This window comes from Delftia sp. 11MD, from assembly GCF_050907895.1.
GTDB classification, from domain to species: domain Bacteria; phylum Pseudomonadota; class Gammaproteobacteria; order Burkholderiales; family Burkholderiaceae_C; genus Comamonas; species Comamonas tsuruhatensis.
In genome coordinates, this window is the sequence record NZ_CP194333.1 from 3,170,270 (window position 1) to 3,197,216 (window position 26,947).

Annotated in this window: 23 protein-coding genes; 12 read left to right on the forward strand and 11 right to left on the reverse strand. The window is 66.9% G+C overall.

Translation table 11 applies throughout. The features are described from left to right. Positions 1–6 precede the first annotated feature (6 nt). Genes ACRSCF_RS14415 through ACRSCF_RS14435 form a run of 5 tightly spaced genes read right to left on the reverse strand, consistent with a single transcriptional unit; the run spans position 7 to position 6,379 of the window. Complete coding sequence (locus tag ACRSCF_RS14415; protein ID WP_016446982.1) at positions 7–795, reverse strand: PP2C family protein-serine/threonine phosphatase; 789 nt, start codon at positions 793–795, stop codon at positions 7–9. Then, on the reverse strand, positions 792–2,948 hold the full coding sequence (gene tagH / locus ACRSCF_RS14420) for a type VI secretion system-associated FHA domain protein TagH (protein ID WP_244451639.1): 2,157 nt from the start codon (positions 2,946–2,948) through the stop codon (positions 792–794). Before tagH ends, ACRSCF_RS14415 begins: the two co-directional genes overlap by 4 nt. A 51-nt stretch (positions 2,949–2,999) precedes the next feature. Continuing rightward, positions 3,000–3,485, reverse strand: a complete 486-nt coding sequence (locus tag ACRSCF_RS14425) for a TssQ family T6SS-associated lipoprotein (RefSeq protein WP_223275220.1) — start codon at positions 3,483–3,485, stop codon at positions 3,000–3,002. Between the two features lie 8 nt (positions 3,486–3,493). Beyond that, positions 3,494–4,282 (reverse strand): PEGA domain-containing protein, encoded by a 789-nt coding sequence (locus ACRSCF_RS14430; protein WP_034367165.1) that lies wholly within the window; start codon positions 4,280–4,282, stop codon positions 3,494–3,496. A gap of 9 nt (positions 4,283–4,291) precedes the next feature. Further along, complete coding sequence (locus ACRSCF_RS14435; RefSeq protein ID WP_244451640.1) at positions 4,292–6,379, reverse strand: serine/threonine-protein kinase; 2,088 nt, start codon at positions 6,377–6,379, stop codon at positions 4,292–4,294. 615 nt (positions 6,380–6,994) lie between these two features. Here ACRSCF_RS14435 and ACRSCF_RS14440 point away from each other — a divergent pair. The 5 genes from ACRSCF_RS14440 (at position 6,995) to ACRSCF_RS14460 (ending at position 11,887) form a co-directional block, all read left to right on the forward strand. Beyond that, positions 6,995–7,477 carry an Hcp family type VI secretion system effector gene (locus ACRSCF_RS14440; RefSeq protein ID WP_016446977.1) on the forward strand — a complete coding sequence of 161 codons (483 nt, stop codon included), beginning with the start codon at positions 6,995–6,997 and terminating at the stop codon, positions 7,475–7,477. Positions 7,478–8,085: 608 nt separating this feature from the next. Beyond that, on the forward strand, positions 8,086–8,298 hold the full coding sequence (locus tag ACRSCF_RS14445) for a hypothetical protein (protein ID WP_139223830.1): 213 nt from the start codon (positions 8,086–8,088) through the stop codon (positions 8,296–8,298). Further along, on the forward strand, positions 8,295–9,032 hold the full coding sequence (locus tag ACRSCF_RS14450) for a GntR family transcriptional regulator (protein ID WP_034367171.1): 738 nt from the start codon (positions 8,295–8,297) through the stop codon (positions 9,030–9,032). Before ACRSCF_RS14445 ends, ACRSCF_RS14450 begins: the two co-directional genes overlap by 4 nt. Before the next feature lie 221 nt (positions 9,033–9,253). Further along, entirely contained in the window at positions 9,254–10,087 is an 834-nt protein-coding gene (gene fliD, locus ACRSCF_RS14455) for a flagellar filament capping protein FliD (RefSeq protein ID WP_034367174.1), read from the forward strand. 39 nt (positions 10,088–10,126) lie between these two features. Then, positions 10,127–11,887, forward strand: a complete 1,761-nt coding sequence (locus tag ACRSCF_RS14460) for a methyl-accepting chemotaxis protein (RefSeq protein WP_034367177.1) — start codon at positions 10,127–10,129, stop codon at positions 11,885–11,887. A gap of 11 nt (positions 11,888–11,898) precedes the next feature. Here the strand turns inward: ACRSCF_RS14460 and ACRSCF_RS14465 are convergent, their stop codons facing one another. After that, the gene (locus ACRSCF_RS14465) at positions 11,899–12,306 is read right to left on the reverse strand and encodes a hypothetical protein (RefSeq protein ID WP_034367181.1); all 408 of its coding nucleotides are present in this window, start codon (positions 12,304–12,306) and stop codon (positions 11,899–11,901) included. 107 nt (positions 12,307–12,413) lie between these two features. Then, positions 12,414–12,803, reverse strand: a complete 390-nt coding sequence (locus ACRSCF_RS14470; RefSeq protein WP_017407005.1) for a hypothetical protein — start codon at positions 12,801–12,803, stop codon at positions 12,414–12,416. Positions 12,804–13,010: 207 nt separating this feature from the next. On the opposite strand from ACRSCF_RS14470, the gene ACRSCF_RS14475 reads away from it, so the two are divergent. The 4 genes from ACRSCF_RS14475 (at position 13,011) to ACRSCF_RS14490 (ending at position 19,246) form a co-directional block, all read left to right on the forward strand. Continuing rightward, positions 13,011–16,514: a response regulator gene (locus ACRSCF_RS14475; RefSeq protein WP_034367184.1), complete on the forward strand. Its 3,504-nt coding sequence runs from the start codon at positions 13,011–13,013 to the stop codon at positions 16,512–16,514. A 108-nt stretch (positions 16,515–16,622) separates the two neighbouring features. Continuing rightward, positions 16,623–17,453 (forward strand): CheR family methyltransferase, encoded by an 831-nt coding sequence (locus ACRSCF_RS14480; RefSeq protein WP_016446970.1) that lies wholly within the window; start codon positions 16,623–16,625, stop codon positions 17,451–17,453. Further along, on the forward strand, positions 17,453–18,067 hold the full coding sequence (locus ACRSCF_RS14485) for a chemotaxis protein CheB (RefSeq protein ID WP_034368905.1): 615 nt from the start codon (positions 17,453–17,455) through the stop codon (positions 18,065–18,067). Before ACRSCF_RS14480 ends, ACRSCF_RS14485 begins: the two co-directional genes overlap by 1 nt. 48 nt (positions 18,068–18,115) lie before the next feature. Next, complete coding sequence (locus ACRSCF_RS14490) at positions 18,116–19,246, forward strand: hybrid sensor histidine kinase/response regulator (RefSeq protein ID WP_432676018.1); 1,131 nt, start codon at positions 18,116–18,118, stop codon at positions 19,244–19,246. A 45-nt stretch (positions 19,247–19,291) separates the two neighbouring features. On the opposite strand, the gene ACRSCF_RS14495 is transcribed toward ACRSCF_RS14490, so the two are convergent. The 4 genes from ACRSCF_RS14495 to ACRSCF_RS14510 all read right to left on the reverse strand — a co-directional run bounded on the left by ACRSCF_RS14495 (position 19,292) and on the right by ACRSCF_RS14510 (position 24,462). Next, entirely contained in the window at positions 19,292–19,663 is a 372-nt protein-coding gene (locus ACRSCF_RS14495) for a response regulator (protein WP_034368902.1), read from the reverse strand. Positions 19,664–19,848: 185 nt separating this feature from the next. Next, positions 19,849–20,658, reverse strand: coding sequence for a metallophosphoesterase family protein (locus ACRSCF_RS14500; RefSeq protein ID WP_016453389.1), 810 nt, complete (start codon positions 20,656–20,658; stop codon positions 19,849–19,851). A 27-nt stretch (positions 20,659–20,685) separates the two neighbouring features. Continuing rightward, a complete protein-coding gene (locus ACRSCF_RS14505; RefSeq protein ID WP_133073226.1) occupies positions 20,686–21,690 on the reverse strand; it encodes a diacylglycerol/lipid kinase family protein in 1,005 nt (334 codons plus the stop codon). Between the two features lie 123 nt (positions 21,691–21,813). Beyond that, complete coding sequence (locus ACRSCF_RS14510) at positions 21,814–24,462, reverse strand: bifunctional diguanylate cyclase/phosphodiesterase (RefSeq protein WP_244451641.1); 2,649 nt, start codon at positions 24,460–24,462, stop codon at positions 21,814–21,816. A gap of 440 nt (positions 24,463–24,902) precedes the next feature. Here ACRSCF_RS14510 and ACRSCF_RS14515 point away from each other — a divergent pair, with 440 nt between their 5' ends. The 3 genes from ACRSCF_RS14515 (at position 24,903) to ACRSCF_RS14525 (ending at position 26,868) form a co-directional block, all read left to right on the forward strand. Beyond that, positions 24,903–25,373, forward strand: coding sequence for a YjfI family protein (locus ACRSCF_RS14515; RefSeq protein WP_223275219.1), 471 nt, complete (start codon positions 24,903–24,905; stop codon positions 25,371–25,373). Positions 25,374–25,413: 40 nt separating this feature from the next. Further along, entirely contained in the window at positions 25,414–26,124 is a 711-nt protein-coding gene (locus ACRSCF_RS14520) for a PspA/IM30 family protein (RefSeq protein WP_016446962.1), read from the forward strand. A 75-nt stretch (positions 26,125–26,199) separates the two neighbouring features. Continuing rightward, the gene (locus tag ACRSCF_RS14525; protein ID WP_016446961.1) at positions 26,200–26,868 is read left to right on the forward strand and encodes a hypothetical protein; all 669 of its coding nucleotides are present in this window, start codon (positions 26,200–26,202) and stop codon (positions 26,866–26,868) included. The last annotated feature ends 79 nt before the right edge of the window (positions 26,869–26,947 follow it).

Genomic DNA, 26,947 nt, shown 5'->3' on the forward strand with positions numbered 1-26,947 from the left:
TCGATATCAGTCATTGGTGTCACGCGGGCAGATCCACACCGTCAGCGCGCTGAGGTTGTCCTGGTGCGGATTGCCGCTGGATACGACGCGGCCGACCATGCGCTGTATCCATTCGTCGGGGCGCTGGCTCGCGGCCAGCAGCTGCTCCATTTCCGACTCGTGCATGCCCTCCCAAAGGCCGTCCGAGCACAGCAGGAAGACATCGCCGGGCTCCAGGGCCACGGCGGCGGAGCGGATGCTGGGCGGCACCTGGCCTTCGGCACCGATGGCGCCGGCCAGGACGTTGCGGTTGGGCAGGCGGCGCGGGTCGTTCTCTTCGTACAGGCCGGCGTGCAGCAGCTGCTGCACCAGGCTGTGGTCTTCGGTGCGCAGGTGCATGCGGCCCGCGCGGAACCAGTACAGGCGCGAGTCGCCCCAGTGCGCCCACAGGGCGCGGCCCTGCCCTGGGTCGATGCACAGCACCACCACGGTGGCGCTCATGTGCATGCGCGAGGCCGAGGTGGACTGCTGGCCGCTGACGCGGTGCTCCGCCTGGGAAATCAGGGAGGCCAGGCTGGCAGGGGCGAACAGCGGGTTCTCCCGGAAGCCCTCCAGCACGGCCTGGACCGTGAGCTGGGCGGCAAGTTCGCCATGCCCGTGCCCGCCAGCCCCATCGGCCAGGGTGCAGCACAGGCCGGCGGCGCCCAGGTCCATCAGGCCCATGGCGTCTTCGTTGCTGGAACGCCTGCCGCTGTGGGATGCGCTGGCCACCTGGATGCTGTAGCGGTGGCCGTCTCCGTCGAGGTAGGCGATCACGGCTGGCCTTTCACGGACTGCTCGGCGTTTTCGTAGGCCTCGACGAAGGTGCGGCCCGAGAAGGCCATCAGATCGTCCTCGGCATGGCGGCGCAGCACGTCGAAGTTGTGCTTGTAGTCGTCCCACAGCGCAGCCTTGCGGCCATTGGTCAGCAGCTTGTCCAGCAGGCCGGGGTTGGTTTCGGTGCGGCGCTCCAGCTCGGTCGGATCGAACCGGGTCAGGGCCTCGGCATAGGCGGCGCGGATGCCGGCCATCAGGGCCAGCTGGTGCACGTGCAGATCCTGGAAGGCGTCCTGCATGGCGGGCAGCGGCTTCATGAAGCCCGGGAAGGTCTGGTGGACCATCTGCATGAGCACGCCCTCGGAATTGGGCAGGAACTTGAGCGGATTGTTGGCGCCCGTGGCAATGATGGTGACGCCGGCACGGAACTCGCGCTTGATCTCGGAGCGCGCCGCCAGCAGGTCGATGGTGCCCTGCACGGCAATGCGCAGGGCTTCGCCGAAGGTGCGCATGAATTCGGGCGTGACCTCGAAATGGGTCTTGGCCGGGTTCAGGCCCGCGCCTTCCATGAAGGCCGTGGCCAGGGCCTGCAGGTCGGCGTGGGCGGCGCTGGCGGCCGGCTGGGGCTGCACCGGAGCATCGACAGGCGCGGCGGTGCAGGGCAGGGTGCCGACGGGAATGGCGGCGGCGCCCTGGCCGAGGATGCTGGAGGCTGCGTTGAAGTGGACGCTGGAGCTGGAGCTGGTGTTGGCGGGAGCGGCGGCAGCGCTTGCGGCAGAAACGATGGCTGGCGCAGCTTGGCCTGCGCCGGACTGGAAGATGTCCAGGTCCAGCCCGTTGGTGGGCAGCAGTCCGTCGAGCACGACGGGCTCGGCGGGGATTTCGGGGGCCGTCGCGGCAGCGGGGGCCGTGGCCATCGGTGCAGCAACTGGTGCAGCGGCAGGTAAGGGAGCTGGTACGGCAACTGGTACGGCAGTTGGTGCGGCCTGAACCTGTACAGGTTGCTGTGTCTGCGCCGCAGGCGCCAATGACTGCTCCAGGCCGGCCGGCTGGGCCGGCGCCGCTGCACCCTGTGCAGCAGGCTGCGCAGGCGGCTGCATGCGCGGCAGGTTGAAGGCCTGGCCCAGCTCGGAGCCCCGGCCCGATGCCTGTTGCAGCGGCGCTGCGTCGCCGGGCAGGCCGCCCTGGTCGAACAGCGCGAGCGGATCGAGCTTTTGCGATGCCTCGAAGCACGAAGGCAGGCCGGTATGGGAGGCGTCATGCAGTGCCTCGGTGCTCAGGCCCTTGAGGGGAAGCGTTTGGACCATGCCGTCATGGCGCTGCTGAATCAGCTCGCCCTTGCCGTGCGAGGGCAGGCCGGCCCAGCCTTCTTCCTGCTGCCGAGCCTGCTCGGGCGGCGGTGCAAAGGGGTCGAAATCATTGGGAATCAGCAGCGGGCGGTGCTGCGGCCTGGCCGGCTGCGGCATCGCCATGGCCGCTTGCTCGGGGGGGATTGCACTCTCGGCAGAAGGCGCAGGCGGGGTCTGGATGTCATCCAGGCTCAGCGCCGTCAGGCCTTCCCAGGGATCGGCGATGCCGGCGGCGGCTGGAGGCAGAACGTCTGCCAGTGGCGCAGCTTCTGCCGGCCCCGTTGCTTGCGGCTGCAGCGGGCTGTCAACTGCGAGGGGCTGCTGGATCGGTGGCTGCGGGATTGCCGTGACCGGCGAGGGAACCGATGGCGTTGAGCGTGCTGAGGACGCAGAAGGTGCTGAGGGCGTCACAGCCGCTGCAAATGCTGCGCTGGCAGGCGCCGGCACGGCTGCACCGGGCGAGGCCGGTGCTTCGAAAGGGGTGCCCGGCGCCACGGCGGCCAGGGTGTAGGCGCCGATGCGGATGCGCGCGCCCAGTGTCAGGGCCACTTCCTGGCCCGAGCGCACGGGCTGGTCTGCCACCCAGATGGGATCACGCTCGCTCAGGTTCGCAACAAAGGCTCCCTCGGAATCGAGCCTGACCATGGCGTGCACGCGCGCCACGGAAGCGTCCGGATCCGAGATGATGAGCTTGTTCTGGCCACTGCGTCCGATCGTGCCGCCTGCCATGCCGAATACGGCATGCCAGTGGCGGTCGACCGCAACGCCATCGTGGTCCACGACCCTGAGTTCGATTTTGTCCATGGAGTCTTAGGCTAGGCAGTTTTCAGGAAGCGTCGGGGGCCTCGGCAGGCCTCAGGAGGCCTTGCGCGCGGGCGCCGGGCGCTTGTTGCGCAGCGCGGCGCGGGCATTGTTGAATTCCCGGCCCCAGGTGGGATGGCCCTTTTCGGCCTCGGTCAGCTGGAAGGTGGGGTCCAGGGCCAGGGCCATGTCGAAGTGCTGCCGGCAGGGCTTGCGGCGGCCTTCCACGCAGTGGCTGAAGGCGATGTACTTGAGCGCCTTGACCTGGCTGCTCATCGGCAGCTCCTGCGCGGTGGACAGGGGCGTCAGGGCCGTGATGGCATCCTCGTAGCGGCCATCCACGTAGAGCTGGATGGCCTCGACCAGCTCCTGCTCCTTGATCACCACCGGGTCCACGGGCTTGACGGGCTCGACAGGCGCCTGCACCACGGGCGGTGCTGGCTCGGGCTCCACCGGCTTGGGTGCGGTTTCGCAGGCGGCCAGCCCGAAGGCAACGGCAAGGGCAAGGGTCAGGCGCTGGAGGGAGTGAGGGATATGCATGGACATGGTCATCGGGCATCAAAGTCATGGGAAAGGGTCACCGACTGGCCGTCGGTGATGCGGATCACCTGCCGATAGCTCTCGAAGCCGGGGTTGCGCAGTTCCACTGTGTGGGAGCCTGGCGCCAGCTTGAGCAGCACGACGGGAGGGGTGACGCCGGACGGCTTGCCGTTGATCAGCACGTTGGCCCAGGGGCTGACCCTCAGGCGCAGGTTGTGATCTGTCCGTGGCGTCTCAGGCCGTGCGGCCAGTGCGGCGGAGCGCACCGGGGCCGAGCCCGATGTCAGTGCGGTGATCGATGTGATCACGCGGCTGTTCAGTGCAAAGCCGCCGGCCGTGGGCGCTGCGGGTGCCACGCGCAGCCGTTGGGCGGCAGGGCAGCGCTGGGTCCAGCGTTCCTGGGCGCGGCTGTAGGCGTCCCGCCACTGCGTACCCGTGGTCTCGTAGGCCTGCAGCGCAAAGCCGGGGTGGGCGGCGAACGCGGCGTCGAAGGCGGCCTCGCAGCGCGCCCATTCCTTGTGCGTGCAATAGGTGTAGGCCAGGTACTTGTGGGCGGAGGCCCGCTCCATGGGATCCGCCAGCCCGCCAAACAGCGCAGCCTGCAGCGCACGCTCGGCCTGGGCCAGGTCGCGCGCCTCGAACAGCGCAATGCCCTGCGCCAGCTGCGGGCGTCCTGCCGAGCCGGTTTGGGCCGGCGCGGCCTCCTCGCATGCCGCCTGGGAATGCGCCAGGCAGGGCAGGCCGAGCACTGCAGTGCACAGCATCCATCGCCAGCAGTGGTTCATCAGTCGAGCCATGCGCCGCGCTCATTCGAAAAGATGGTTCACGGTCACCGACTCGCCCTTGGTGACCGTGATGGTCTTGGTCACCGTAGAGGCCGCACCCGGGTTGCTGATGTCGATGCGGTACTCGCCCTCCGGCAACTCCATCTGGGTCAGCGGCGGGCTGGTCCGTGCCGGGGCGCGGTTCACGGAGACATAGCCCCAGGGCACGACCCTGAACACCACCTTGCCTGTGGCCGCTGCGGGCTTGGCGGGGCGGGCTTCGGTCTTGGGCGGCTCGGTGGGCAACGGCTCGGGCACCGCGGCCACCGTGACGGGGGCGACGGGCGCCCCTTGCTCGGGCTGGGAAGGGGGGAGTTCAGCCAGCGCGGCCTGCTCCGGCGGGGTCATCGGCTGCACCTGCTCCGTGGAGGCCAGCGAGGCCTCGTTGAGCAACTGCTTGAGCAGCGCCTGGGCCTCGGTGCGGTGCTGTCCTTCGGGGAAGCTGTCCAGGTAGTCCTGCAGGCGGGCCAGGCTGGACTGGCTTTGCGCCTGCTGCCATGCCAGGCTGTCGCGGGCTGCCAGGGTCTTGGCACGGGCCTGGTCCTGGGAATGGTCGTACCACAGCACGCCGCCGCCCGCGATGGCCGCCAGCACCAGGGCGCCGATGGCCATCGGCACGGCCATGCCGCTGCGCCTGGCCTTGGGCACTGCCTGGACGGCAGCGGCCGGAGGCTGCACCCCTGCGGGCGCGCCCTGAACGGCGGGTGCGGAGGCGGGCTGTTGGGATGCAGGCGCCTGCGCCTGAACCGGGGGCTGCGCAGGCTGAGCGGGGGGCAGTGCCTGGTCGATGTCGATGTACGGACCGTTGTCCAGGCCCATGGGATCGGCGGCAGATGCCTGAGGCGTCATCTGGGGCGCGGCTGCGGCTGCAGATGGCTGGACAGGGCCGCCTGTTGCCAAACCCCCAGGCGCGGTGGGAGCGGGCGGCACCGGTGCGACCGTGGCGACAGGAGGGACCGGTGCAACAGATGCAACAGGCGGGACCGCAGGCAAGGGCATGACCGTGGCCGCGGGCGCTGCCTGCGGCGCTGCTGCAGGAACGAAGATTTCCGTGATCGGCACGAAGCGCGGCGCCTGCACGGCTGCCGACTGGGTGGCCATGGCGGCCTGTACGGACGCAGGCGGCGTGATCGGGATGTAGATGGGGCTGGGCTCCCCCGGCGCAGGCGCTGCCCGGGCGTCGGTGGACAGGCCCAGCAGGCTGCGCAGCTCGGCAATGGATTGGGGGCGGTCCTGGGGGCGCACGGCCAGCGCCCGTTGCATGCCCTGCAGGAAAGCGTCGGAGTAGCCCGGGACCTGTTCGGAGGTCAGCGGCTGCATGGGATCGGTGACCATGCGCGCGACCGAGGTGGCCGGGATGCGGCCCGTGGCGGCCTGGTGGATCAGGGCGCCGACCTGGTAGATGTCGGTCCACGCGCCCTGGGGCATGGCGCCGTCGTCCACGTATTGCTCGATGGGCGCAAAACCGGGCTTGAGCACCATGGTCAGCGCCTGGGTCATGTCGCCGATGATGCGGCGCGCGGCGCCGAAATCCAGCAGCACGGGGCTGCCATCGCGCTGCACGAAGATATTGTCCGGCGCGATGTCGCGGTGGAAGCAGTCTTGCGCATGCAGCACTTCCAGCACGTCCAGCAAGGGGATCAGCAGCGCGCTGAGCCCGGCCTGATCCATGCGGCCGGACGATGCCTTCAGCACCTGGCCCAGCGTCTGGCCCTCGTAGTGGCGCATCACCATGTAGGCCGTGCCGCCGGCTTCGAAGAAGCGGTAGACATGCACCAGGGTGGGGTGGGAGAAGCGCGCCAGCAGGCGGGCCTCGTTGATGAAGCTGCGCAGCCCGGCGTCGAAGGCGCCACGGTGCTGCGAGCGCACATGCACCTGATGGGAGCTTTGCCGTCCGGCCAGTGCCGAAGGCATGTACTCCTTGATCGCGACCTCGCGGTCCAGCGAGAGGTCACGGGCCTTGTAGACGATGCCGAAACCGCCTTCGCCGATGACATCGAGCACGCGGTATTCGCCAATCTGGACACCTGCCGGAAGGCAGTTGGTCGAACATGCTGCTTCGCTATCCATGCAATCCCACCCAAGATGTTGTTTCACACGCTGGCGGGCGAGGTCTGTCGCAGTGCCAGGGTGCCGAATCTGTTCGAGGCCATTGGACAAGCACAAAGCCGGCATCGCACCGGCAATCTGTCTATGCAACCGCTGGTTTTCCTCGATCAGCCAATTGTCTGAAGCCGGGGGCCAAAGACGAACGTCATGGACTCGTCATGAATACAAGATCGTATTTCAATCGGACTCCGAATGCGGCGTGAGTGTAGCTTGAGTTCTGCAAAAAGCCATGACACGTATCGAATGGATAAGCGATGGATACATTTTTTTTCAGATGTATCGGCCGTAACAATTCAGTCGGGCCAATTGTTTGTATTTTTCCGATCTTATCCACTATCATCGCGGCTCCAACAAAGGAGGGCGGTTCACGACAGTGAGGATTGCAGGCGATTGTCAATACATTCCTTGACCATCCAGGGTATGCGCCGCACTGATCTGAATCACATGTTCAGTGAATCGGTTTCGTGCGCTCTGCCCGGGAGTGGTTTTCCCCTTTGTTCGCGTGTGAACCATCCGATGCAGTCGGTCTATTGGGTTGCATGCGAACGTTTAATCCATTAATTCGAGAGGTGTGCAATGTCCGTTGATATGTTCATGAAGGTCGAGGGCGCCAGTGGCGAATCCCAGGATTCCAACCACAAGGGCTGGACCGACATCGACTCCTTCACCTGGGGCGCGACCCAGCCCAACACCATGGCCAGCGGCGGCGGTGCCGGCGCCGGCAAGGTGAGCTTCCATGACCTGAACGTCATCGCCAAGGTGGACAAGTGCTACCCCGCCGTGCTCAAGCACTGCGCCACGGGCAAGCACCTGGGCCAGGTCGACATCTCGCTGTGCAAGGCCGGTGGCTCGCAGATCGAGTTCACCAAGATCACCCTGACCGACGTCATGGTGACGAACGTGACCGTCAGCGGCGCCAACTCCTCTGACACCGTGACTGTCAACTACTCGTTCCAGGCTGCCAAGGTCAAGACCCAGTACTGGGAACAGACCAACCAGGGCGGCAAGGGCGCCGAGAGCCAGATGGGCTTCAACATCAAGGAAAACCGCGAAGCCTGAGTCTTCTTGCGCAGGCTTGCTGCTGCGGCAAACCCGCGTCGGATGCATCCGGCGTGGGTTTGCCGTGGATGCGCGGGAATATGGCCTCCATCCATCGATGGAGGCTTTCCAGTATGGAAAGCTGGAATCGAGCGGTGGATGGAATATCGGGCAGGACGTGCCTTGTCTCTGCACGCGCAAGGCCGCTGCTAGCAGATTCACATGTCAGTTCCTTGACAGAAAGCCGCCTTCCATTCCTGTCAGAGGCTGAATGCCTCAATATCTTGCAATATTTAACAAATACACAAACCCATGGCCGCAGGCATGGGGAAATTGATGTGCTCGTTGCACCAGGTGTGTGCAGAAACTCTCTGGAAAAAATGGATTGGCGCAAATATGCGCAGGATTACCGCGAGTGGGTTCCTGTTGGTGTTGGTCCAGTCACTTTGAATGTCTGGTGCCGGGGGTTGCCAAACGCTATGGTGTGTATGGCCTTTGCGGCGGCAAGTCGCGGAGCATACACGAAGATCGGCCGTTGTCGAGGATATTCTTGTAGGTCCAATTATTAAAACGCAATTCGTTTCTTTATTAAATCCCACTGCCAACTTGTGTACAAGAAAGAGTACTAAATGCGTGAATGGACCATTGCCCATTGCCTGATCGCAAATCAGGCAATGGTATTGCTGCTACGGTCGGCGTATACCCTGTCTTCGGCCATGCGCGAGTCCGGTGTCGAAGGCAAGGCCTGGCCCTTCTTCAGGGCTCCGGGCATGTCGTTGCCAGGCCTTGGCGGCGGCCAGCGGCGAGGCCTGCGTGCTCCAGCGGGCGCGGCAGTCGCATGAGCATCGCGGTTGTTTCCTCGCCGGTGTGCGAGACGCGCCAGGGGCCTGCAAGCAGCGCGCATTCGCTGGCTGCGCAGATCTACACCTGCCTGAAGAACGACATCTTCGATTTCCGCCTGCTGCCTGGCGACCGTTTCAGTGAAGGCGAGATCGCCACGCGCATGCAGGTCAGCCGCACGCCCGTGCGCCAGGCGCTGTTCTGGTTGCAGCGCGATGGCTATGTGGATGTGCACTTCAAGAGCGGATGGCAGATCAAGGCCTTCGACTTCAAGTACTTCGAGGATCTGTACGAGGTGCGCACCCTGATGGAGACCAGCGCCGTGGCCAGCCTGGTGGGCGAATCGCTGCAGTCATTGCAGCCGCTGCGCGAAGTCTGGTGCGTGCCCGAGGAGCAGCGCGAGACCGACCCCGCCGTCGTGGCCTCGCTGGACGAGGCCTTCCATACCGGCCTGGTGGCCGCGACCGGCAACCAGGAGATGGCGCGCATCCACCTGGACATTACAGAGCGCATCCGCATCATCCGCCGCCTGGATGTGATCAAGCTGCCGCGCGTCTCGGCAACCTATGACGACCATGCCGCCATTCTTGCCGCCATCGAGGCCGGCGATGCCGCGCTGGCCCAGTCCTGCCTGAAGCAGCACATCGCCGACAGCCGTGCCGAGGTCAAGCGCATCACCTTCTACATGCTGCAGACGGCGCGCGAGCGCTACGGAGCCCTGCAGCAGACGGCTTGATGGTCGGGATGTGTGGAACGGGCCTCTTCGGAGGCCCTTTTTCATGGGCGCACGGGCCGCTGGGCGAAGGCGGGCGTGCATCCGGCCCGGCAAAGGCTGCAAGTCGCGGGTAAGCGGCCCGCTTATCCCTGCATTGCGGCGGCGGCGTCCCGGTAGTCTCCCTGCCAAACCGTGGACGGGCCCTGCGCCCGCACCATCCGCAAACTTACAGGGAAGAGAACATGAGCATCAGAACCGACAACCTGAATGTGCAAAGCCTGTTGGCCCGAGCCCAGTCCAGGCTCAACAGCAGCACCACGGCGCAGACGGCTTCGGACTCGGCCATCAAGAAGAGCGATGCGCAGGCCGGCGCCACGAAGACGGACAGCACCCAGACGGAGACCACCGAAGCGGAGAAAGTCCGCAAGCTGGCGCCTTCGCTGTCCAAGGCACACGAGCGCATTGCGGCCCAGGCCCAGGCGGGCTCGACCTCGCTGTCGGCGCTGGGGCAGTTCAAGTCGTCCCTGGTGGATCTGGCCACGGCGGGCAAGGAGATGGCAGCCCTCACGGCGACCAGCACCACCCAGTCGGTCCAAGGTGCGCTGGAAAAGCTGGTGGCGCGCTACAACGCCAGCGCGGCCAAGGGCAATGCCAGCGCGGCCGCCGGCTCCACCACCGATGTGGGGGCCACCCGCGCGCTGCGCGAGCTGCGTGCGGCCATCATGAGTGTCACGGGCAGCGCGACTTCGCCCAGCCTGGGCAGGATCGGCATCGTCCAGCGCCAGGACGGCACGCTGGCGGTGGACGCCAAGGCCCTGGAAAAGTCCATGGCCACAGATCCCGCAGGCGTGACCTCGGCCCTGGCCGGCATTGGCAAGGCGGTGGAAAACAGCGCCAACGATGCACTGTCCACGGGCAGCCGGCTGAGTTCGTCCATGGCAAGCCTGGGCGACCGGGTCAAGGCGCTGCAGCAGCAGCAAAGCGCCGTGGTGGCGACGGCCGAGAAGCTCGGCGATTCCCTGGTCGGCTCGGCCAACTGGAATCGCATGGTGCTGGACGCCTACCTCAAGAACTAGTTTTCGCCGCGTTTCCGTCCCGCATCCTGTTTCCCCATCATGAAAAATCTGCGCATAGGCCTTCGTCTCGGAGGCGGTTTCACCATTCTTTTGCTGATCATGCTGCTCATCAGTGTCACCAGCATCGTCAGCATGGGGCACATGGCCCGCTCGACCACGGAAATCACCGAGGTGGCCCTGGCCAAGGAGCGGATGATCAGCGACTGGTTCCGCAACATCCACTCGGGTTCGCGCCGCACCACGGCCATTGCCAAGAGCAGCGATCCCTCGCTGGCCACCTTCTTCGCCGAAGACGCAGCCGAGTCCTCGCGCCAGTCCAGCAAGCTGCAGGACCGCATCGAGCCGCTGCTGCAGACCCAGGAGGAAAAGGACATCTGGGTCGAGATCAAGAAGGCGCGCGCCGGCTATCTGGCGGGCCGCGACGTGGTGACCAAGGCCAAGGCCGAGGGCCGCGCCGAAGACGCCGAGCGCCTGTTCACCCAGCAATACCAGCCCGCCACGCAGCGCTATATCGACATGGTCCAGCGCCTGCTGGACATGCAGCGCGCGGCCATCGACAGCTCCGCCGCCGATGTGCTGGTGCGCTTCTCGGCCAGTCGAGCTGCCATCATCACGGTGGTCTCGCTGGCCTTCGTGCTGGGCGCGCTGGCCGCCTGGTGGATCACGCGCGGCATCACCAGGCCGCTGGCCGAGGCCCTGCGCGTGGCGCGCACCGTGGCCAACAACGACCTGACCAGCCGCATCACCGTTGATTCGCGCGATGAAACGGGCCAGTTGCTGCAGGCGCTGCGCCAGATGAACGACAACCTGGCCCAGGTCGTGGGGCAGGTGCGCTCGGGTGCCGACAGCATCGCCACGGCTTCGGGCGAGATCGACGCGGGCAACCAGGACCTGTCCTCGCGCACCGAGCAGCAGGCCAGCTCGCTGGAGCAGACGGCCGCTGCCATGGAGGAGCTGACCAGCACGGTCAAGCAGAACGCAGAGAACGCGCGCCAGGCCAATCAGCTGGCCGCTTCGGCGTCGCAGACAGCCGTGCAGGGCGGCAAGGTGGTGGCGGGCGTGGTGGACACCATGGGCGGCATCAGCGAGTCCAGCCGCAAGATTGCCGACATCATCGGCGTGATCGACTCCATTGCCTTCCAGACCAACATCCTGGCGCTGAACGCCGCCGTGGAAGCGGCGCGCGCCGGCGAGCAGGGCCGCGGCTTTGCCGTGGTGGCCGGTGAGGTGCGCGCGCTGGCGCAGCGCAGCGCCTCGGCGGCCAAGGACATCAAGGACCTGATTGCCGACTCGGTCTCCAAGGTGGAGGCGGGCACGCGCCAGGTGGCCGAGGCCGGTCGCACCATGGACGGCATCGTGCAAAGCGTGCAGCAGGTCAGCGACCTGGTGGCCGAGATCACCGCCGCCAGCCAGGAGCAGAGCAGCGGCATCAACCAGGTGCACCAGGCCATTTCCCAGATGGACACGGTGACACAGCAGAATGCGGCGCTGGTCGAAGAGGCGGCCGCTGCAACCGGCTCGCTCAAATCCCAGGTGCACCAGCTGGCCGCTGCAGTGAGCGTATTCCGTATCGAGGGCGTGGCGTCCGCTCGTCCGGCGGTGGCCCCAGCCCCGGCCCCTGCCGGGCGTGCACAGCCTGCGGCAGCGCAGATGCGCGCTCCTGCCAGGCCGCTGGCCGCGCCTGCGGCTGCTGCGTCCCCGGGTGCACCCGCCGCCAAGCCTGCAGCCGCCAAGCTGCCGGCCTCCCGGCAGTCCGTGCCCGCCACTGGCAAGGACGATGGGGACTGGACCTCGTTCTGAGCCCGGCCAGGTTACTTGGGGGCGCCCAGCTCGTACTTGGAGCCCTCTCCCTGGCCGTCGGTGATGGCGGCGGCCTGGCCGGCGGCCGGATTCACGCCGCCTGCATCTTCCTTGTTGGTGGCACCTGACCCGCTTGCCGGTTCAGACGCCCGGGCGGGCAGCGGCGCGGCAGCCGGCAACGGCTCATGCGGGTCGCCCTTGGCATGGGGCATGACCTGCTCGGCCGTGATCACGGGCTGGCCCAGCAGGGGCTTGTCCGGTGGCGGCTGGTTGAAGCGCGGCACTTCGGCCATGGGAAATCCCGCGCGCTGCGACGAGGTCTCGCCCGAGCAGGCGGCCAGCGTCAGCAAAGAGCTTGCGGCGACGCCCAGGGCCAGCCGTCTGGCAAGTGTCGTGGCATGCACAAATTCATGGGGCATGGTTGTTCTCCGGTGGTCTATCTTCCGGCCGACATGCTCCCACGCGCCCAGGTCTGGTGGCGTAGGTCCATGCCGGATTCCCGGTCGCCGACCACCGCAATCCTTGCTCAGGGCTGGCTGCCGCTGGCCTTCCACGATCCGTCGGACTGCTTGCAGAACCAGAAGCGCCAGTTTTCCGAGGTCTTTTTCAGGCGCACATCGGCCGACAGCAGGCGGCAGCTTCCGGCCGTCCCGGTCTGCACGGTCTGCTGCGGCTGCAAGGCCAACGTCACGCGCTGGTTGGTTCGGTTCGGGCCGCTGGTCCATTCGGTCACGGAGCCGTCGGCGGCCTCGTTGAGCACCTTGGCCACGGCGGCCTTGGCATCGGGCAGGTCCCTGGCGGGAATGCGCGCGGCGATGGTGTCGTTGAGGAAGATCGAAGCCGCAGCGCTGGCGCTGGTGGACACCAGCGAAGCGGCAGCGGCCAGCGATGCGACGGTGATGGCAAAGGTTTTCATGCAATGGGTCCTGGAAAGTGGGCCGACGCCCGCAGCGGGGTGCCGGAAGGAGAGTATCGGGCCATGTTAACGGCTGCAATGGCGCCTGCGGGCGTCGCGCGCCGCCGAAACCAGCGCAAGCTGCGCCACAGTGCTGCCGAGGGCTGCGCAAAACGTTTACAGTCCTTGGCGGATTTCCCCGTCCCTTCCTGCCAGAAACTCCACTGCATGCCACGATCCTCCCGCAATCAGAGCACCCAGCGCTTTGCCATTCCATGGACACTTGTTGCCGGCTTTGGCGCGGCGGCACTGGCCACCCTGGTCATTGCCTTCGTCAATTTCAGGGCGTCTGAGACGCGAGGCCAGGCCGTGGTGGCCATGGACCGCACGACACTGGCCATGCGCCAGCTCAGCCAGCTCAATGCTTCGCTCAAGGACGCTGAGACCGGGCAGCGCGGTTTTCTGCTCACGGGCGACCCGGCCTACCTGCAGCCCTACCAGCAGGCACGCGATGTGCTGATGCAGCAGCTGGAGGCGCTCAAGGCGCGCACTTCCAATGACTCCGACCAGCACCGGCTGCTGGCGCAGATCGAGGAGATATCGGCCCAGAAGCTGCGCGAGCTGCAGGAGACCATAGACCTGCGCAAGTCCGGCGATCTGGACGCCGCCATGGCCCTGGTGCGCCTGGACGTGGGCAAGAACGCCATGGACCGGCTGCGCGAGCTGATCGACGACCTCTACACGCACCAGACACGGGAGCTGGCCCAGCGTCGCCAGCTGTGGGTGGAGGCATCCACCACCTCGACCTACTATTCCTGGGGCGGCTCCCTCATCCTGCTGGGCCTGATCCTGGCATCGGCCGCGCTGACGGTGCGCGAGTACCGCGTCAAGGCGCGCCAGTCGTGGGTGACGTCCGGTCTTTCCGGCCTGGGGCAGCAGTTGCAGGGAGACCACCGGCTGGAAGACCTGGGCCAGAAGGCGCTGGAGTACCTGGCCAACTATTTGCGTGCCGATGTGGGCGCCGGCTATGTGGTGGACTGCGCCGATGGCGGGTTGCGCCTGTTCGGCGGCTATGCCCTGCCGCGCGAGCGACTGCAGCAAAAGCTGCTGCCCGGCGAGGGGCTGGCGGGCCAGGCGGCCGCGTCGCGCAAGCTGCTGCATGTCAGCGATGTGCCTGCCCAGCATTTGCAGATTTCCTCGGGCACCGGCCAGTCCAGCCCCTTGCAGCTGATGCTGGTGCCCGCCATGGAAAACGGCGAAGTGTTCGCCGTGATCGAACTGGGCTTTCTGCGCCCCGTGGGCGAAGCCGAGCGCAGCCTGCTGGAGCGCGCCTCCGAATCGCTGGCCGTGGCCATTCGCTCGGGCCTGGACCGTTCGCGCCTGGAGACCTTGCTGGAGGAAACGCGCCGCCAGTCGGAAGAGCTGCAAGCCCAGCAGGAAGAGCTGCGCGTGAGCAACGAGGAGCTGGAGCAGCAAAGCCGCATCCTGCAGGAGTCGCAGACCCAGATGGAGCACCAGCAGACCGAGCTGGAGCAGACCAATGCCCACCTGGAAGAGCAGACCCAGCAGCTGGAGTACCAGCGCGAGCAGTTGCTGCGCGCCCAGGGCGCGCTGACCGACAAGGCCCGCGAGCTGGAGCTGGCCAGCCAGTACAAGAGCGAGTTCCTGGCCAATATGAGCCACGAACTGCGCACGCCGCTGAACTCCACCCTGATCCTGGCCAAGCTGCTGGCCGACAACAGGCCGGGCAATCTGCAGGCCGAGCAGATCAAGTACGCGCAGACCATCCACGCCGCAGGCAGCGACCTGCTGGCGCTGATCAACGACATCCTGGACCTGTCCAAGATCGAGGCCGGCCAGGTCACCGTGGTCGCCGAGCCCGTGACCATTGCCACGGCGCTGCAGACGCTGATGGAGCCGCTGCGCCCGATTGCCCGCGAAAAGGGCCTGGAGCTGTCCTGGACCGTGGACCCGGGCGTGCCCGCCACCATGCAGACCGATCCCATGCGGCTGGCCCAGGTGCTCAAGAACCTGTTGTCCAACGCGCTCAAGTTCACGGCCAAGGGCTCGGTGGGCCTGCAGGTGTCCTGCGCGCCCCAGGGCATGCTGTCTTTCGCGGTGCGCGATACCGGCATCGGCATTGCCGAGCAGCAGCAGCAATTCATCTTCGATGCCTTCCGCCAGGCCGATGGCAGCACGCACCGCAAGTTCGGCGGCACGGGCCTGGGCCTGTCGATATCGCGTGATCTGGCGGGGCTGCTGGGCGGCACGCTGACCGTCTCCAGCACGCCTGGCCAGGGCAGCGTTTTCACACTGACCGTGCCCGTGAGCCTGGAGTCGGCCGAGTCCGGCCCGGCCACGGCCACGACTGCCGCACCGCAGCCTCAGCCGCAGGGGCTGCGAGAGGCCTTGGCAGCGTCGTCCGTGCCCGTGCTCGCAACGGCCAACGTTGCGCCCGCCGCACCTGCGTTCGCGCCGCCCATGTCGCCTGCCATGGCACCTGCCGCGTCGGCGGCAACGGACGCCCTGCGCAAGAGGGGTCAGAGCGGGCGCCGCATCCTCGTGATCGAGGATGACCTGCGCTTCGCGGACATCCTGTCGGAGCTGGCACGCGAGATGGATTTCGAGTGCGACGTGGCCAATACGGCGTCCGACGGCCTGTCCATGGCGGCCGACAATCAGCCCAACGCCATCGTGCTCGATATCAACCTGCCCGATTTCTCGGGCCTGGGCGTGCTGGACCAGCTCAAGCGCAACCCGGCCACGCGCCACATTCCCGTGCACGTGGTCTCGGTCGCGGACTATTCGCAGGAAGCCATGGGGCGGGGTGCCGTCGGCTACGCGCTCAAGCCCGTCAAGCGCGAGGAACTGGTCCACGCCCTGCAGCGGCTGGAGGCCAAGTTCACCCAGGACCTGCGCCGCGTGCTGGTGGTGGAGGATGACGAGCGCCAGCGCGAGAGCGTGCGCCACCTGCTCAGCCGCAGCGATGTGGACATCGTCTGCGCGGGCACGGCGGCGGCCGCGCTGGATCATCTGCGCGGCTCCACATTCGACTGCATGGTGATGGACCTGAACCTGCCTGACATCAGCGGCTACGAGCTGCTGCAGCGCATGACGGACCAGGACGATGTTTCCTTCCCGCCTGTCATCGTCTACACGGGCCGGGCGCTGTCGCGCGATGAGGAGCAGCAGCTGCGGCGCTTTTCCAAGTCCATCATCATCAAGGACGCGCGCTCGCCCGAGCGACTGCTCGACGAGGTCACGCTGTTCCTGCACCAGGTGGAGTCGGAGCTGTCGGCCGAGCACCGCCAGATGCTGCAGGTCGCGCGCAGCCGCGAGTCTGCGCTGGAAGGGCGCACGGTGCTGGTGGTGGAAGACGATGTGCGCAACGTGTTTGCGCTGTCCAGCATCCTGGAGCCCACGGGCATCCGCGTGGAGATCGCGCGCAACGGGCGCGAGGCGCTGGAGGCGCTGGAGTCTCGCGGCGCGGCGCAGGCCGGTATCGACCTGGTGCTGATGGACATCATGATGCCCGAGATGGATGGCTACACCGCCATGCGCGAGATCCGCAACCGGCCGCAATGGCGCCGCCTGCCCATCATCGCCCTGACCGCCAAGGCCATGAAGGACGACCAGGAGAAATGCCTGGCCGCCGGTGCCAACGACTACATCGCCAAACCGCTGGACGTGGAAAAGCTGCTGTCGCTGGTGCGGGTGTGGATGCCCAAGTAGCAAGGAGGACGCGATGCCTCAGCTGAAAAATAGCCCCCACGCTCCCCTTGCTGCGCAAGGTCCGCTGCCCCCCGAGGGGGCCGCTTTTCATCTTGGGGCGGCCCGGCGATGAAAAAAGCCCGCACCGCCGACATCGAGCAGCGCCTGCTGATCGACGCCATCTACCACCGCTACCACTACGACTTCCGGGGCTATGCCCAGGCCTCGCTCAAGCGGCGCCTGCAGACGGCCCTGGTGCAGTTCGGCTGCCAGACGCTGTCGCAGCTGCAGGACCGCGTATTGCATGATGCAAGCGTGTTCCCGGCGCTGCTGGAATACCTCACGGTCCAGGTCAGCGACATGTTCCGCGACCCGAGCTATTTCCGGGCGCTGCGCACCGAGGTGGTGCCGCTGCTGCGCACCTATCCCTCGCTCAAGGTCTGGGTGGCCGGCTGCAGCGCGGGCGAGGAGGTGTATTCGCTGGCCATCCTGCTGGAGGAAGAGGGCCTGCTGGACCGCACCCTGATCTATGCCACCGACATCAATCCGCATGCGCTGCGCGCGGCCGAGCAGGGGGTGTTCGACATGTCGCGCGTGGCGGCCTTCACCGACAACCATGCGCGCTCGGGCGGGCACAGCTCGCTGTCGCACTACTACACGGCGCGCTACGGCCGCGTGGTCTTCGACAAGGGGCTGCGCGAGCACATGGTGTTCTCCGACCACAGCCTGGCCACCGACAGCGTGTTCGCCGAAATGCACCTGGTGTCCTGCCGCAACGTGCTGATCTATTTCGAGCGCGAGCTGCAGGACCGGGCGCTGGGCCTGTTCCGCGATGCGCTGTGCCATCGCGGATTCCTGGGGCTGGGCTCCAAGGAGTCGCTGCGGTTTTCAGGGCATTCGGAGGCCTTCGAGGACTTCGTGCTCGAGGACCGCATCTACCGCAAGAAGGCCGGGCTGTGATGCCCGTGACCACGAACACACCCGCCTCCGACGCCGCCACAGCCTACGAGGCCATCGTGATCGGCGGCTCGGCCGGCGCGCTCGATGCGCTATCGGTGGTGCTGCCCGCGCTGCCGGCCAGCCTGCGCGCCTCGGTGCTGGTGGTGCTGCACCTGCCGCGCGATCGCCGCAGCCTGCTGGGCCAGCTCTTCGGCCCGCGCTGCGCCGTGCCGGTGCGCGAGGTGCAGGACCAGCAATGGATCGAGCCTGGGTGCCTGTACTTCGCCCCGGCCGACTATCACCTGCTGGTGGACAGCGGCCCCCGGCTGGCGCTGTCGCTGGATGCGCCCTGGCATTTTTCGCGGCCCTCCATCGACGTGCTGTTCGAGTCCGCTGCGGATTGCTATGGCGAGCGGCTGCTGGCGGTGCTGCTGTCCGGCGCCAATGACGACGGCGCGCAGGGCATGGCCAGCGTGCACGCCGCCGGTGGCCTGGCCGTGGTGCAGGCGCCCGACGGCGCCCGCATGCCCACCATGCCGCTGGCGGCGCTGGCCCGCGTGCCGCAGGCCCAGGCGCTGGCGCCCGAAGGCATTGCCTCCCTCATTGCATCGCTGCACCGCCAGGGAAGGCTTTGAATGTCCAGCCGGCACGCCCCCACAAGACTAAATACCGAGAGAGAATCCATGCCCCATACAGATCGCGTCAAATGCTTGATCGTCGATGACATCGCCGAGAACCTGATCGCCATCGAGGCGCTGCTGCAACGCGACGGCATCGAATTCCTCAAGGCCCAGTCCGGCCCCGAGGCGCTGGAGCTGCTGCTCAACCACAGCGACGTGGCCCTGGCCCTGCTGGATGTGCAGATGCCCGAGATGAACGGTTTCGAGCTGGCCGAGCTGATCCGCGGCAGCGAGCGCACGCGCCATATCCCGCTCATCTTCATGACGGCCGGCTCGCGCGAGCACAACTGGCAGTTCCGTGGCTATGAGAGCGGCGCCGTGGACTTCCTGTACAAGCCCATCGATCCCCACATGCTGACCACCAAGGCCAATGTGTTCTTCGAGCTGCACCAGCGCAAGCAGGCACTGGCCCATCAGCTGCAGGAACGCACCGAGGCGCTGCGCATCAACGAGATGTTCATGGCCGTGCTCAGCCACGACCTGCGCACGCCGCTGCAATCCATCAAGGCCGCCGCCACGTTGCTCACGCGCCAGCCCGATACGGGCAAGGTGGCCAGCATGGCCGAGCGCATGCTCAGCAGCAGCCAGCGCATGTCGCGCATGATCGAGGACCTGCTGGACGTCACCCGCATCCGCCAGGCGGAAGGCCTGCCGCTGTCACCGCGGCCTACCAGCTTGCAAGCGCTGCTGCAGCGCACGCTGCAGGAAGTGGAGACGGGTTTTCCGCAGCGGCGCCTGGACAGCGAGATGCTGGGCAATCTCGATGGCACCTGGGATGGCGAACGCCTGTGCCAGGTGCTCACCAATCTGGTGGGCAACGCCATGCACCATGGCGATCCGGCGCAGCCTGTGCAGGTGACGGCCGATGGCAGGCAGGACCATTGCGTGGTCATCACGGTGCGCAACGGCGGCACCATTCCTGCGGAGCTGATGCCTACCCTGTTCAACCCGTTTCGCGGAGGAGAGCGCAAGCCGGGCCAGCACCAGGGCCTGGGCCTGGGGCTTTTCATCGCGCACCAGATCGTGCGTTCGCACAACGGGCGCATCGATGTGCACTCCGCCGATGGCGTGACCAGCTTCAGGGTGGAGTTGCCGCGCGAGATGGCAGCGGGAGGCTCCAAGACCGTGCTGTGACGGCGGGAGCCGATGGACCGGCAGGCCGGTCTCGGAAAAATGGGCTCAGTGGACGGGCCTGGTGGGCAGCGCTTCCTGTATGGAGTCCAGCAGCGTTTCCAGGTCCTCGATCTCGAAGGGCTTGAGCAAGGTCCGCACCTGGGGTCCCCAGGCGGCCGGGTAGGGTCCCAGGTCGTAGCCGGAGCACAGGATGATCCAGCGCTGCGCATCGGCCTGCAGCAGCTGCCGCGCCAGATCGGTGCCGGACAGGCCCGGCAGACTGACATCGGAGACCACCACGTCGAAAGGCTGGCCCGCATCCAGTTCCAGGGCCTGCTCGGCAGTGGCGCAACTGGTCACGAAACGGGATTCGCTCTCCATCAGCAGGCCAATGGTTTCTCGCAGGTCGGCATTGTCTTCAACGTACAGGATTCGCATATCTCTTTGTTGCAGTGCGTCATGCTGCTATCAAAAAGGCAGCATGGACGAGGGCTGATCATCCACACCCGCCGCCCTCCATCACGTAGGACAGCATGCAAACTTGGTCGACGGTTGCCTTCTGTGCGCGCCAGGCGATGGATTGTGCAATACAAAGGCAAGTCCCACGAACGGCCTGTGCGATCTCAAGTCCGGGCAGTGGGCAGGGGATCCAGCACATGCCTTTGCACGGGCAGGAATTCACCGGCCTGCCGCGAATAGTCCCAGCGCGTGAGCTGCCGGCGCCAGTCCTGGCCTGTGGCGCCATCCCGATGCTCCAGGGTGAACAGGCTGTTGGGCGCATGGGCGCGCAGCCGCACCGAGACCGCCGTGCCCGCCTGCGCTGCCCACAGCCCGGGCAGGGGCTGGACCAGGCCAGGGTCATGCCCATGGCCCGAGAGCACCAGTTGCGCTCCGGCATCGCGCCAGCGGGCCAGTGCCTGCGCGGCGCGGTGAGGACGGTGGCTGCGGTCCTCTTCGTGGGCCGCAGCCAGCGGGTGGTGGCTGACGACGATGCGCCAGTCGGCGGGGCTGGCCTGCTCCAGGCGCTGCGCCACGTGCAGGATCTGCCCGGCCGACAGGCTTCCGCGCTGGTGGCGCCACCAGCGTGTGGTGTCCACGCCGATCACGCAAAAGCCTGGCACGGCGCACCAAGGCTGCAGTTCGGAATCGATCCAGCGCACATAGCGGTCGTGGGCGTGGCCACCCAGCCGTTCCCACCAGGCGAGCAGCGGCAGATCGTGGTTGCCGGGCACCACCAGTCGCCGGGGCACGGAAAGGCTGTCGAGAAACTCCCGCGCCTGGGCAAATTGCGCGGCCGTGGCGCGCTGGGTCAGGTCGCCGGAGACCACCAGCAGCGTTACCGGCAGCCGGGCCGCCAGTCTCGCCACGGCGGCGCACACGGCCTGATCGTGGGCGCCGAAATGCAGGTCCGACAAATGCATGAGCAAGGCCATGGGCGCTCCTTGTTCCTCATTCGGCGGTCAGGAGGAGGCGGGCTCTGCCGGGGCAGGCACCACCAGCCACAGCGGCTTCTCGCCCAGGCGAAAGCGGATGGGCGGCGCCATCCATTCGCGTTCGCCATCGAAGGCCACCTTCATGCGGCGAGGACGCCGTCCTGCAGGCTCCGCCACCAGCTCGGTACAGGCCAGGCTGGCGACGGCATCGTCCTGGGCCAGCCGTCCCATTACCGCATTCCAGACCACGCGCGCCGGGGCCTCGCTGGCCTGGGGCAGCAGCAGCACGGCGGCCAGATGCCGGCCATCGGCCACGGCGCGGGCCTCGTCAATCCCCACGCGCTCCAGCTGCAGCGGGTTGTTGCCGACGAACAGGGTGGTGGCCAGGTGCTCCTGTTGCTGCAACGGCGCATCCCGGTCGGGGCGCAGGGCCACGCGCCAGCGGCGCACGCTGCCGCCGCGCAGGATGCTCCAGATGGAGGCGGCAATGGCCACCAGCCGGGTGCGGCCGAAGCGGGTGGACGCGCGTTCGCGTTCGTCGAGCAGGCGGGGGTACAGGCCCAGGCTGGCGTTCACCAGGAAAAGCCGTTCGTTGACCAGGCCCACGTTCACGGCCCGCATCTGGCCGGCCTGCAACGCCTGGAGAATGTCCTGCACGGCCTGGGCCGGCTCCAGTGACAGCGCCTGCTCGCGGGCGAAGTAGTTGAAGGTGCCCAGCGGCACCACGCCCATGGGCACGCCACGCGACCAGGCGGCCGAGGCCACGGCATTGATGGTGCCGTCACCGCCGGCGGCCACGACCAGGCCGCCGTCCCTGCGGGCACTGTCCACGGCGCTGGCGGCCAACTGCACGATGTCGGCCCTTGCGCCCGGCACATGCCAATGCACGCTGCGCTGCTGCAGCGCCTGCACGCCGGTCAGGCGGGCGCGCAGCTGCTCCAGGTCGGCGCCGGGGCGCAGCGGCACGATCAGGTGGATGGGGCCGGCGGGATCAAGCCTGGGCGGCTGGTTGTCGCAAGATGAGGGCGTCATGGAAGGAAGCGGGCTGGAACAGGCGCCGATTGTTCCGTGGATGGCACCTGCCGGTGCACCGGATCATGCAAGCGGTGCGCGTCAGCCAAAGCCGACAGTCTGCGGGCTGCTGACTGTACCTGTTCACTCGCGCCAGGGGGCGCGGTAGTCCAGCATCTGCGCCAGCGGCACGGGCCGCTCGAACAGATAGCCCTGCGCATGCTCGCAGCCGAGCTCGTGCAGCAGCTGCGCCTGGGCCTGTTCTTCCACACCTTCGGCGACCACCTTGACGCCAAAGCCCTGGGCAATGCGCAGCACGGCGGTCACGATGGCCTTGTCGGACTCGGAAGCCGGCAGCTGGCCCACAAAGCTCTGGTCGATCTTGATGCAGTCAAAGCGCAGGCGGCTCAGGTAGGCCAGGGACGAGTAGCCGGTGCCGAAGTCGTCGATGGCGATCTTCACGCCCAGCGCGCGGATGGCGGCAATGCGCTGCAGCGTGGCGTCGCTGTCGTCCAGCAGCATGGACTCCGTCAGCTCCAGGGTCAGCACCCGGGCGGGCAGGCCGCTGGTGGCCAGCGCCTGCTCCAGCGTGCAGGCGAAGTCGGACTGGATCAGCTCGCGTGCCGACATGTTGACGTGCAGCTCGAAGTCGGCCGGCAGGTGTGCAAGGTGCAGGGCAATATCGTGCGCCGCCGTGCGCAGCACCCATTCGCCGACGCTCAGGATCAGGTCCGACTCCTCGGCCACCGGGATGAACACGCCCGGCGGCACCCTGCCGCGCGTCGGGCTTTCCCAGCGCACCAGGGCCTCGGCACCCACCATGCGGCCCGTGGCCAGATCCACCACGGGCTGGTAGAAAACGCGCAGTTCGTTGCGCTCCAGCGCCTGGCGCAATTCCATGGCCAATTGGGTGCGGCCCAGCATTTTCTGCGCCAGGCTGGGCTCGAACAGCAGGAAGGGATGCGAGCCGCGCTGCGCCTCACCCAGCGCAATGCTGGCGTTGCGCAGCCACTCGGGCAGCGCGCCCGGCAGCAGCTCGCCGCTGACGGCGCCCGCGCAGGCGCGCAGCACGATGTCGTCCTTGCCCACGGAAAATGGCTGGTCGAAGATCTCCAGCAGATGGCGGCATTTGTCCTGTACCTGCAGCGGCGTGCACTCGTGCAGCCACAGCACGGCGAATTCATTGCTGGCCGTGCGCGCCAGCAGGGCCGGAAATTGCAGATGGTGGTTGCGCAGCCGCTCGGCCACGGCCCGCAGCAACTGCTCGCCCGTGCCATGGCCCACATCGTCGCGCACGCTGCGGAAGTTCTGCAGCTCCAGCAGGCACAGCGCGGCAGGGACGGGCGCGCCGGCGTTGGCGGCCGCGTCGGCCTGCTCGATCAGGCCGGCGCGCGTGAGCAGCTGCGTCAGGCTGTCGTACTGCAGCAGGGTGCGCATGTGCTCGAAGGATTCCTGCAGCCGCTGCGCCATGTTGTGGAATGCCGAGACCAGGGACGAGGTTTCCACCACGGACGTGTCCGGCAGCGCCTTCACCGCGCTCCATTCACCCTGGGCCAGGCGGTTGGCCGCGTCGGCCGTCACGGCCAGGGGGCGCAGCGCCCTGCGCAGGCACCACAGGCCCAGCGCCAGCCCCAGCAAGGCCAGGCCGAAAGCCAGGAAAAGGGTCTGGCGGCTGTCCTCCCGCATGCTGCTGACCAGATCGGACTCGGGCTGCAGCACCAGGATCCGCCAGTCGATGCCGCGCACATCGTGGAAGGGGGTGACCTGCCCGTGGTAGATCTGGCCCTGCTCCGTGAAGCTCAGGTTGATGACACGGTCAGGGCCTGCCCGGGCTGGCGTCGAGCCCTCGCGCGCATGCCCGGGCAGGTGCTCGGGAAGCCGGGCTGCCAGCGAGCGCAGCGCCAGGTCGGGGCTTTCGGACAGGCGCAGGCGCACGGGCGGGTCATAGGGGCCTTCGCGGCGTTTCAGCACCGACAGCTCGGAGGAGTGCGCCACCATGTAGCCCTGCGCATCGACCACGGCGATATGGCCATTGCCGCGCAGGGGCTCGTCGCGCAGAAAGCGGTTCATGCTGCTCAGCCGCACATCGGCGGCCAGCACGCCGGCCAACTGGCCGGACACACGCACCGCAGTGGCTGCGGAAATCGTGGCATCACCCCGGTCCCCCGTCACCGTGTAGATGGGCGACCAGTGCGGGCCGTCTTCGCGAATGGCGGGCTGGTACCAGGGACGCACGCGGGGGTCGTAGCCGGCAAGGCTGGACATGGGCGGGCCCGGCTGCAGTCCCTCGAAAATCTGCAAGGTTCCCTGGGTGCTGCGGTCCTGAAGAATCAGGCGGTAGTGGCCATCGGGCTCCAGCCGCACCCCCGTGTATTCGCCTTGCACGCCTCCAAAGCTCAACAGGCTGATCTGGTGGTGCTGGGCATAGAGCTCGGTGAATGAGCGTGTCAGATAGCCATAGATGGGCCGCAGGTCTCCGGGGGTGTAAAGCGCCTGCCGGGCCACGGTCTCGGCCAGGGCCTGCTGCACGCGCAGCGGAGTCTCCAGATAGTCGGCCAATTGGTGGCGCGTGGTGGTGGACAGGGAGTCGAGCAGCCGCAGACTTTCGCGATTGATGAGCTGGTCCACCTGGCGCTGCTGCCAAGCCGCCAATAGCCCGGCCGTGACCACAAACACCGCAATGAAGGGGGCCGTGACTGCCGTGCGAAGTGAGAGCCGAAAGGCGGGCATGCAGAGGTTTCCGTAGCGTGCGCCGGGCAGCCAAGGGCCGGGTCTGCCTGCGACAGCGGCCATTGTGCAGTGCCTCGGCAGCCTTTCGCGGCAGCTGTCGCCCCTGTGCAGGAGCTCTCCCGTGGGTGATAGGAAAAATTGTCGATAAATGATTTTCAGTAGAAAAAATGAATACTGAACGGGCATTTGCAGCGATGCAAAGGCATGGTCAGGGCGTCTGCAATGCCTTCCATTGCGGCACTCCTTTTACATATCCGTTTACAAATTGATCTTCATTACATGTAGACATCACATGTAATGGTCGCTATGGTGTCCGCATGGAACAAAAGACATCAGCCCACTACCAGCGTCTGCACCGGCAACGGCTGCGCGAGCAGGGGCTGGTGAAAAAGGAGGTCTGGATTCTTCCAGAGTACGGTGCTGCATTGCAGCAATTGGAAAAGCAAATGCGCGTGTCCGGCTTGCAACCGGATTCAATGGTTCTCATCCACAAGGAGGGCAGCATGGACAACAGCAGACAGGCATATCGGGATATTCACGCCTTGGCGGGCGACCTGCAGCAATCAACGCTGGTGCAGGGCGGCCGGCTCCATATCGAGGTGCTTGAAGGCGCGGACGCCAGTCTGCTCATCAGCCTGCCCGAATTCGGCGATCTGCCGGTCCACGTGGCCCTGTCGGGCGACCAGCTGGTGGTGGAGGCCTTTCTCTGGCCTGCCGACCAGGTGCACGACCGCGCCGGCCTCAACGAGCAGATGCTGCGCCTGCAAAAGCTGTTTCCCTTCACCACCATGGCGCTGGAACCCCAGGCCCATGGCGGCGAGGGCTATGTGATGTTCGCCGCCCTGCATGCCAGCAGCAGCGAGGGCGACATCATTGCCGAAATCCTCACCCTGGCCGACAGCGTCATCCAGGCCACCGAGGCGCTGGCCCACTATCTGACCCCTGCGCCGGTGCCCGCGCCAGTGCAGGCCTGAAGCCTGCCCGTTGAAGACACTGAGCCCCAAGGAGATCATCATGACCATCTGGAACAAGCTGGTGACCGCGTTGCGCGGCGCAGCGCACGAGGCCGGCGAGGCGGTGACAGACAGCCAGGCCCTGCGCATCCTGGACCAGGAAATCCGCGATGCCGACAGCGACCTGAACAAGTCCAAGGAAGCGCTGGCCGACATCATGGCCAAGCAAAAGCTGGCGGCCGGCAAGCTCAAGCAGACCCAGGAACGCATTGCCGAGTACGAGGGCTATGCCGTCAAGGCGCTGGACACCAGTGACGAGGCGCTGGCACTGGAAGTGGCCGGCAAGGTCTCCGTGCTGGAGACGCAGCGCGACGAGGAGCAATCCCAGCTGGACGCCTACACGCAAAGCGTGGAGCAGCTGCGCGTGGCCATACAGACGGCGCAAACGCATATCAAGCGTCTCAAGCAGCAGGCCGACACCGTCAAGGCCACGGAAAGCGTGCAGCGCGCCCAGGCCACGGTGGCCGGCCGCTATGCAGGCTCGCAGACGCGCGTGCAAAGCGCGCTGGACTCGCTGGAACGCATCAAGCAAAAGCAGGCAGAGCGCGGTGCGCGCATGGAAAGCGCGGCCGAGCTGGCGCGCGACAGCAGCGAAGACGCGCTGGATGCCAAGCTGCGCGCCGCCGGCATCACGCCCCAGGCGGGCAATGCGCAATCGGTGCTGGAACGCCTGAAGGCGCAGCGCGCAGCCGCTGGCGGAAAAAGCGCTTGATGCGCGGCCGTGGTCCGGGCAGGCCGCTTCGTGCCCGCCGTCCTGGCTGCCGGGTTTGAAGGGAGGAGATAAAACATGTCTGCATTCCTGCAATACGCGTTCGGCTTTCCGACCTTCATCTTCGGCGCCTTGCTGCTGTTCATGCTGCTGTACTGGCTGATCGCCATGCTGGGCCTGCTGGAGGTGGACTCGCTGGACCACTGGGTGCTGTTCGACGGCAGCGACCATGCGCACGGCGTGGAGCACTCGGCCAGCGCGCTGGCCGGGCTGCTGCTCAAGGTGGGCCTGGGCGGCATTCCGCTCACGGTCATCCTCACCGCGCTGTTCCTGCTGTCCTGGCTAGCCTCGTATGTGCTGTGCCATTTCGTGCCCATGCCCCAGGGCTGGACCCTGGTGAACCTGCTGACCGGCACCTTGGTGGCCGTGGCGGCTGCCGTGCTGGGCTTTGCCGCCACGGTGCTGGTGCTGCGCCCGCTGCGGGGCATCGTCAACAAGGTGGCGCCTGCAGAGGAGCCCAAGGTGCTGCTGGGCCGCACCGGCCTGGTGCGCAGCGCCGTAGTGGACGGCACGCAGGGCTACGGCAGCGTGGAGGACGGCGGCGCCGGCCTGAACGTGCAGATGCGCTCGCCCGAGCGCGCACTGGGCCGGGGCACCGAGATCGTGCTCATCGAGCACCTGCCCGAGCACAACGCCTGGCGCGTGGTCAGCAAGGCCGAGTTCGACGGCACCGAGCTGCCGCGCTAGCTCCAGGAATTTCCAGGAATTCCTTCCTATTCGTTCCCATTGATTCCCATTGGCCCGGGCGCCCGTGCGGCGGGCGCGG

Bases quoted from the DNA above. Each gene is read 5' to 3' on its own strand.
- tagH (WP_244451639.1), bottom strand. From the start codon at position 2,948: ATGGACAAAATCGAACTCAGGGTCGTGGACCACGATGGCGTTGCGGTC.
- ACRSCF_RS14425 (WP_223275220.1), bottom strand. From the start codon at position 3,485: ATGCATATCCCTCACTCCCTCCAGCGCCTGACCCTTGCCCTTGCCGTT.
- ACRSCF_RS14430 (WP_034367165.1), bottom strand. From the start codon at position 4,282: ATGGCTCGACTGATGAACCACTGCTGGCGATGGATGCTGTGCACTGCA.
- ACRSCF_RS14435 (WP_244451640.1), bottom strand. From the start codon at position 6,379: ATGGATAGCGAAGCAGCATGTTCGACCAACTGCCTTCCGGCAGGTGTC.
- ACRSCF_RS14440 (WP_016446977.1), top strand. From the start codon at position 6,995: ATGTCCGTTGATATGTTCATGAAGGTCGAGGGCGCCAGTGGCGAATCC.
- ACRSCF_RS14445 (WP_139223830.1), top strand. From the start codon at position 8,086: ATGCGTGAATGGACCATTGCCCATTGCCTGATCGCAAATCAGGCAATG.
- ACRSCF_RS14450 (WP_034367171.1), top strand. From the start codon at position 8,295: ATGAGCATCGCGGTTGTTTCCTCGCCGGTGTGCGAGACGCGCCAGGGG.
- fliD (WP_034367174.1), top strand. From the start codon at position 9,254: ATGAGCATCAGAACCGACAACCTGAATGTGCAAAGCCTGTTGGCCCGA.
- ACRSCF_RS14460 (WP_034367177.1), top strand. From the start codon at position 10,127: ATGAAAAATCTGCGCATAGGCCTTCGTCTCGGAGGCGGTTTCACCATT.
- ACRSCF_RS14465 (WP_034367181.1), bottom strand. From the start codon at position 12,306: ATGCCCCATGAATTTGTGCATGCCACGACACTTGCCAGACGGCTGGCC.
- ACRSCF_RS14470 (WP_017407005.1), bottom strand. From the start codon at position 12,803: ATGAAAACCTTTGCCATCACCGTCGCATCGCTGGCCGCTGCCGCTTCG.
- ACRSCF_RS14475 (WP_034367184.1), top strand. From the start codon at position 13,011: ATGCCACGATCCTCCCGCAATCAGAGCACCCAGCGCTTTGCCATTCCA.
- ACRSCF_RS14480 (WP_016446970.1), top strand. From the start codon at position 16,623: ATGAAAAAAGCCCGCACCGCCGACATCGAGCAGCGCCTGCTGATCGAC.
- ACRSCF_RS14485 (WP_034368905.1), top strand. From the start codon at position 17,453: ATGCCCGTGACCACGAACACACCCGCCTCCGACGCCGCCACAGCCTAC.
- ACRSCF_RS14490 (WP_432676018.1), top strand. From the start codon at position 18,116: ATGCCCCATACAGATCGCGTCAAATGCTTGATCGTCGATGACATCGCC.
- ACRSCF_RS14495 (WP_034368902.1), bottom strand. From the start codon at position 19,663: ATGCGAATCCTGTACGTTGAAGACAATGCCGACCTGCGAGAAACCATT.
- ACRSCF_RS14500 (WP_016453389.1), bottom strand. From the start codon at position 20,658: ATGGCCTTGCTCATGCATTTGTCGGACCTGCATTTCGGCGCCCACGAT.
- ACRSCF_RS14505 (WP_133073226.1), bottom strand. From the start codon at position 21,690: ATGACGCCCTCATCTTGCGACAACCAGCCGCCCAGGCTTGATCCCGCC.
- ACRSCF_RS14510 (WP_244451641.1), bottom strand. From the start codon at position 24,462: ATGGCCGCTGTCGCAGGCAGACCCGGCCCTTGGCTGCCCGGCGCACGC.
- ACRSCF_RS14515 (WP_223275219.1), top strand. From the start codon at position 24,903: ATGGACAACAGCAGACAGGCATATCGGGATATTCACGCCTTGGCGGGC.
- ACRSCF_RS14520 (WP_016446962.1), top strand. From the start codon at position 25,414: ATGACCATCTGGAACAAGCTGGTGACCGCGTTGCGCGGCGCAGCGCAC.
- ACRSCF_RS14525 (WP_016446961.1), top strand. From the start codon at position 26,200: ATGTCTGCATTCCTGCAATACGCGTTCGGCTTTCCGACCTTCATCTTC.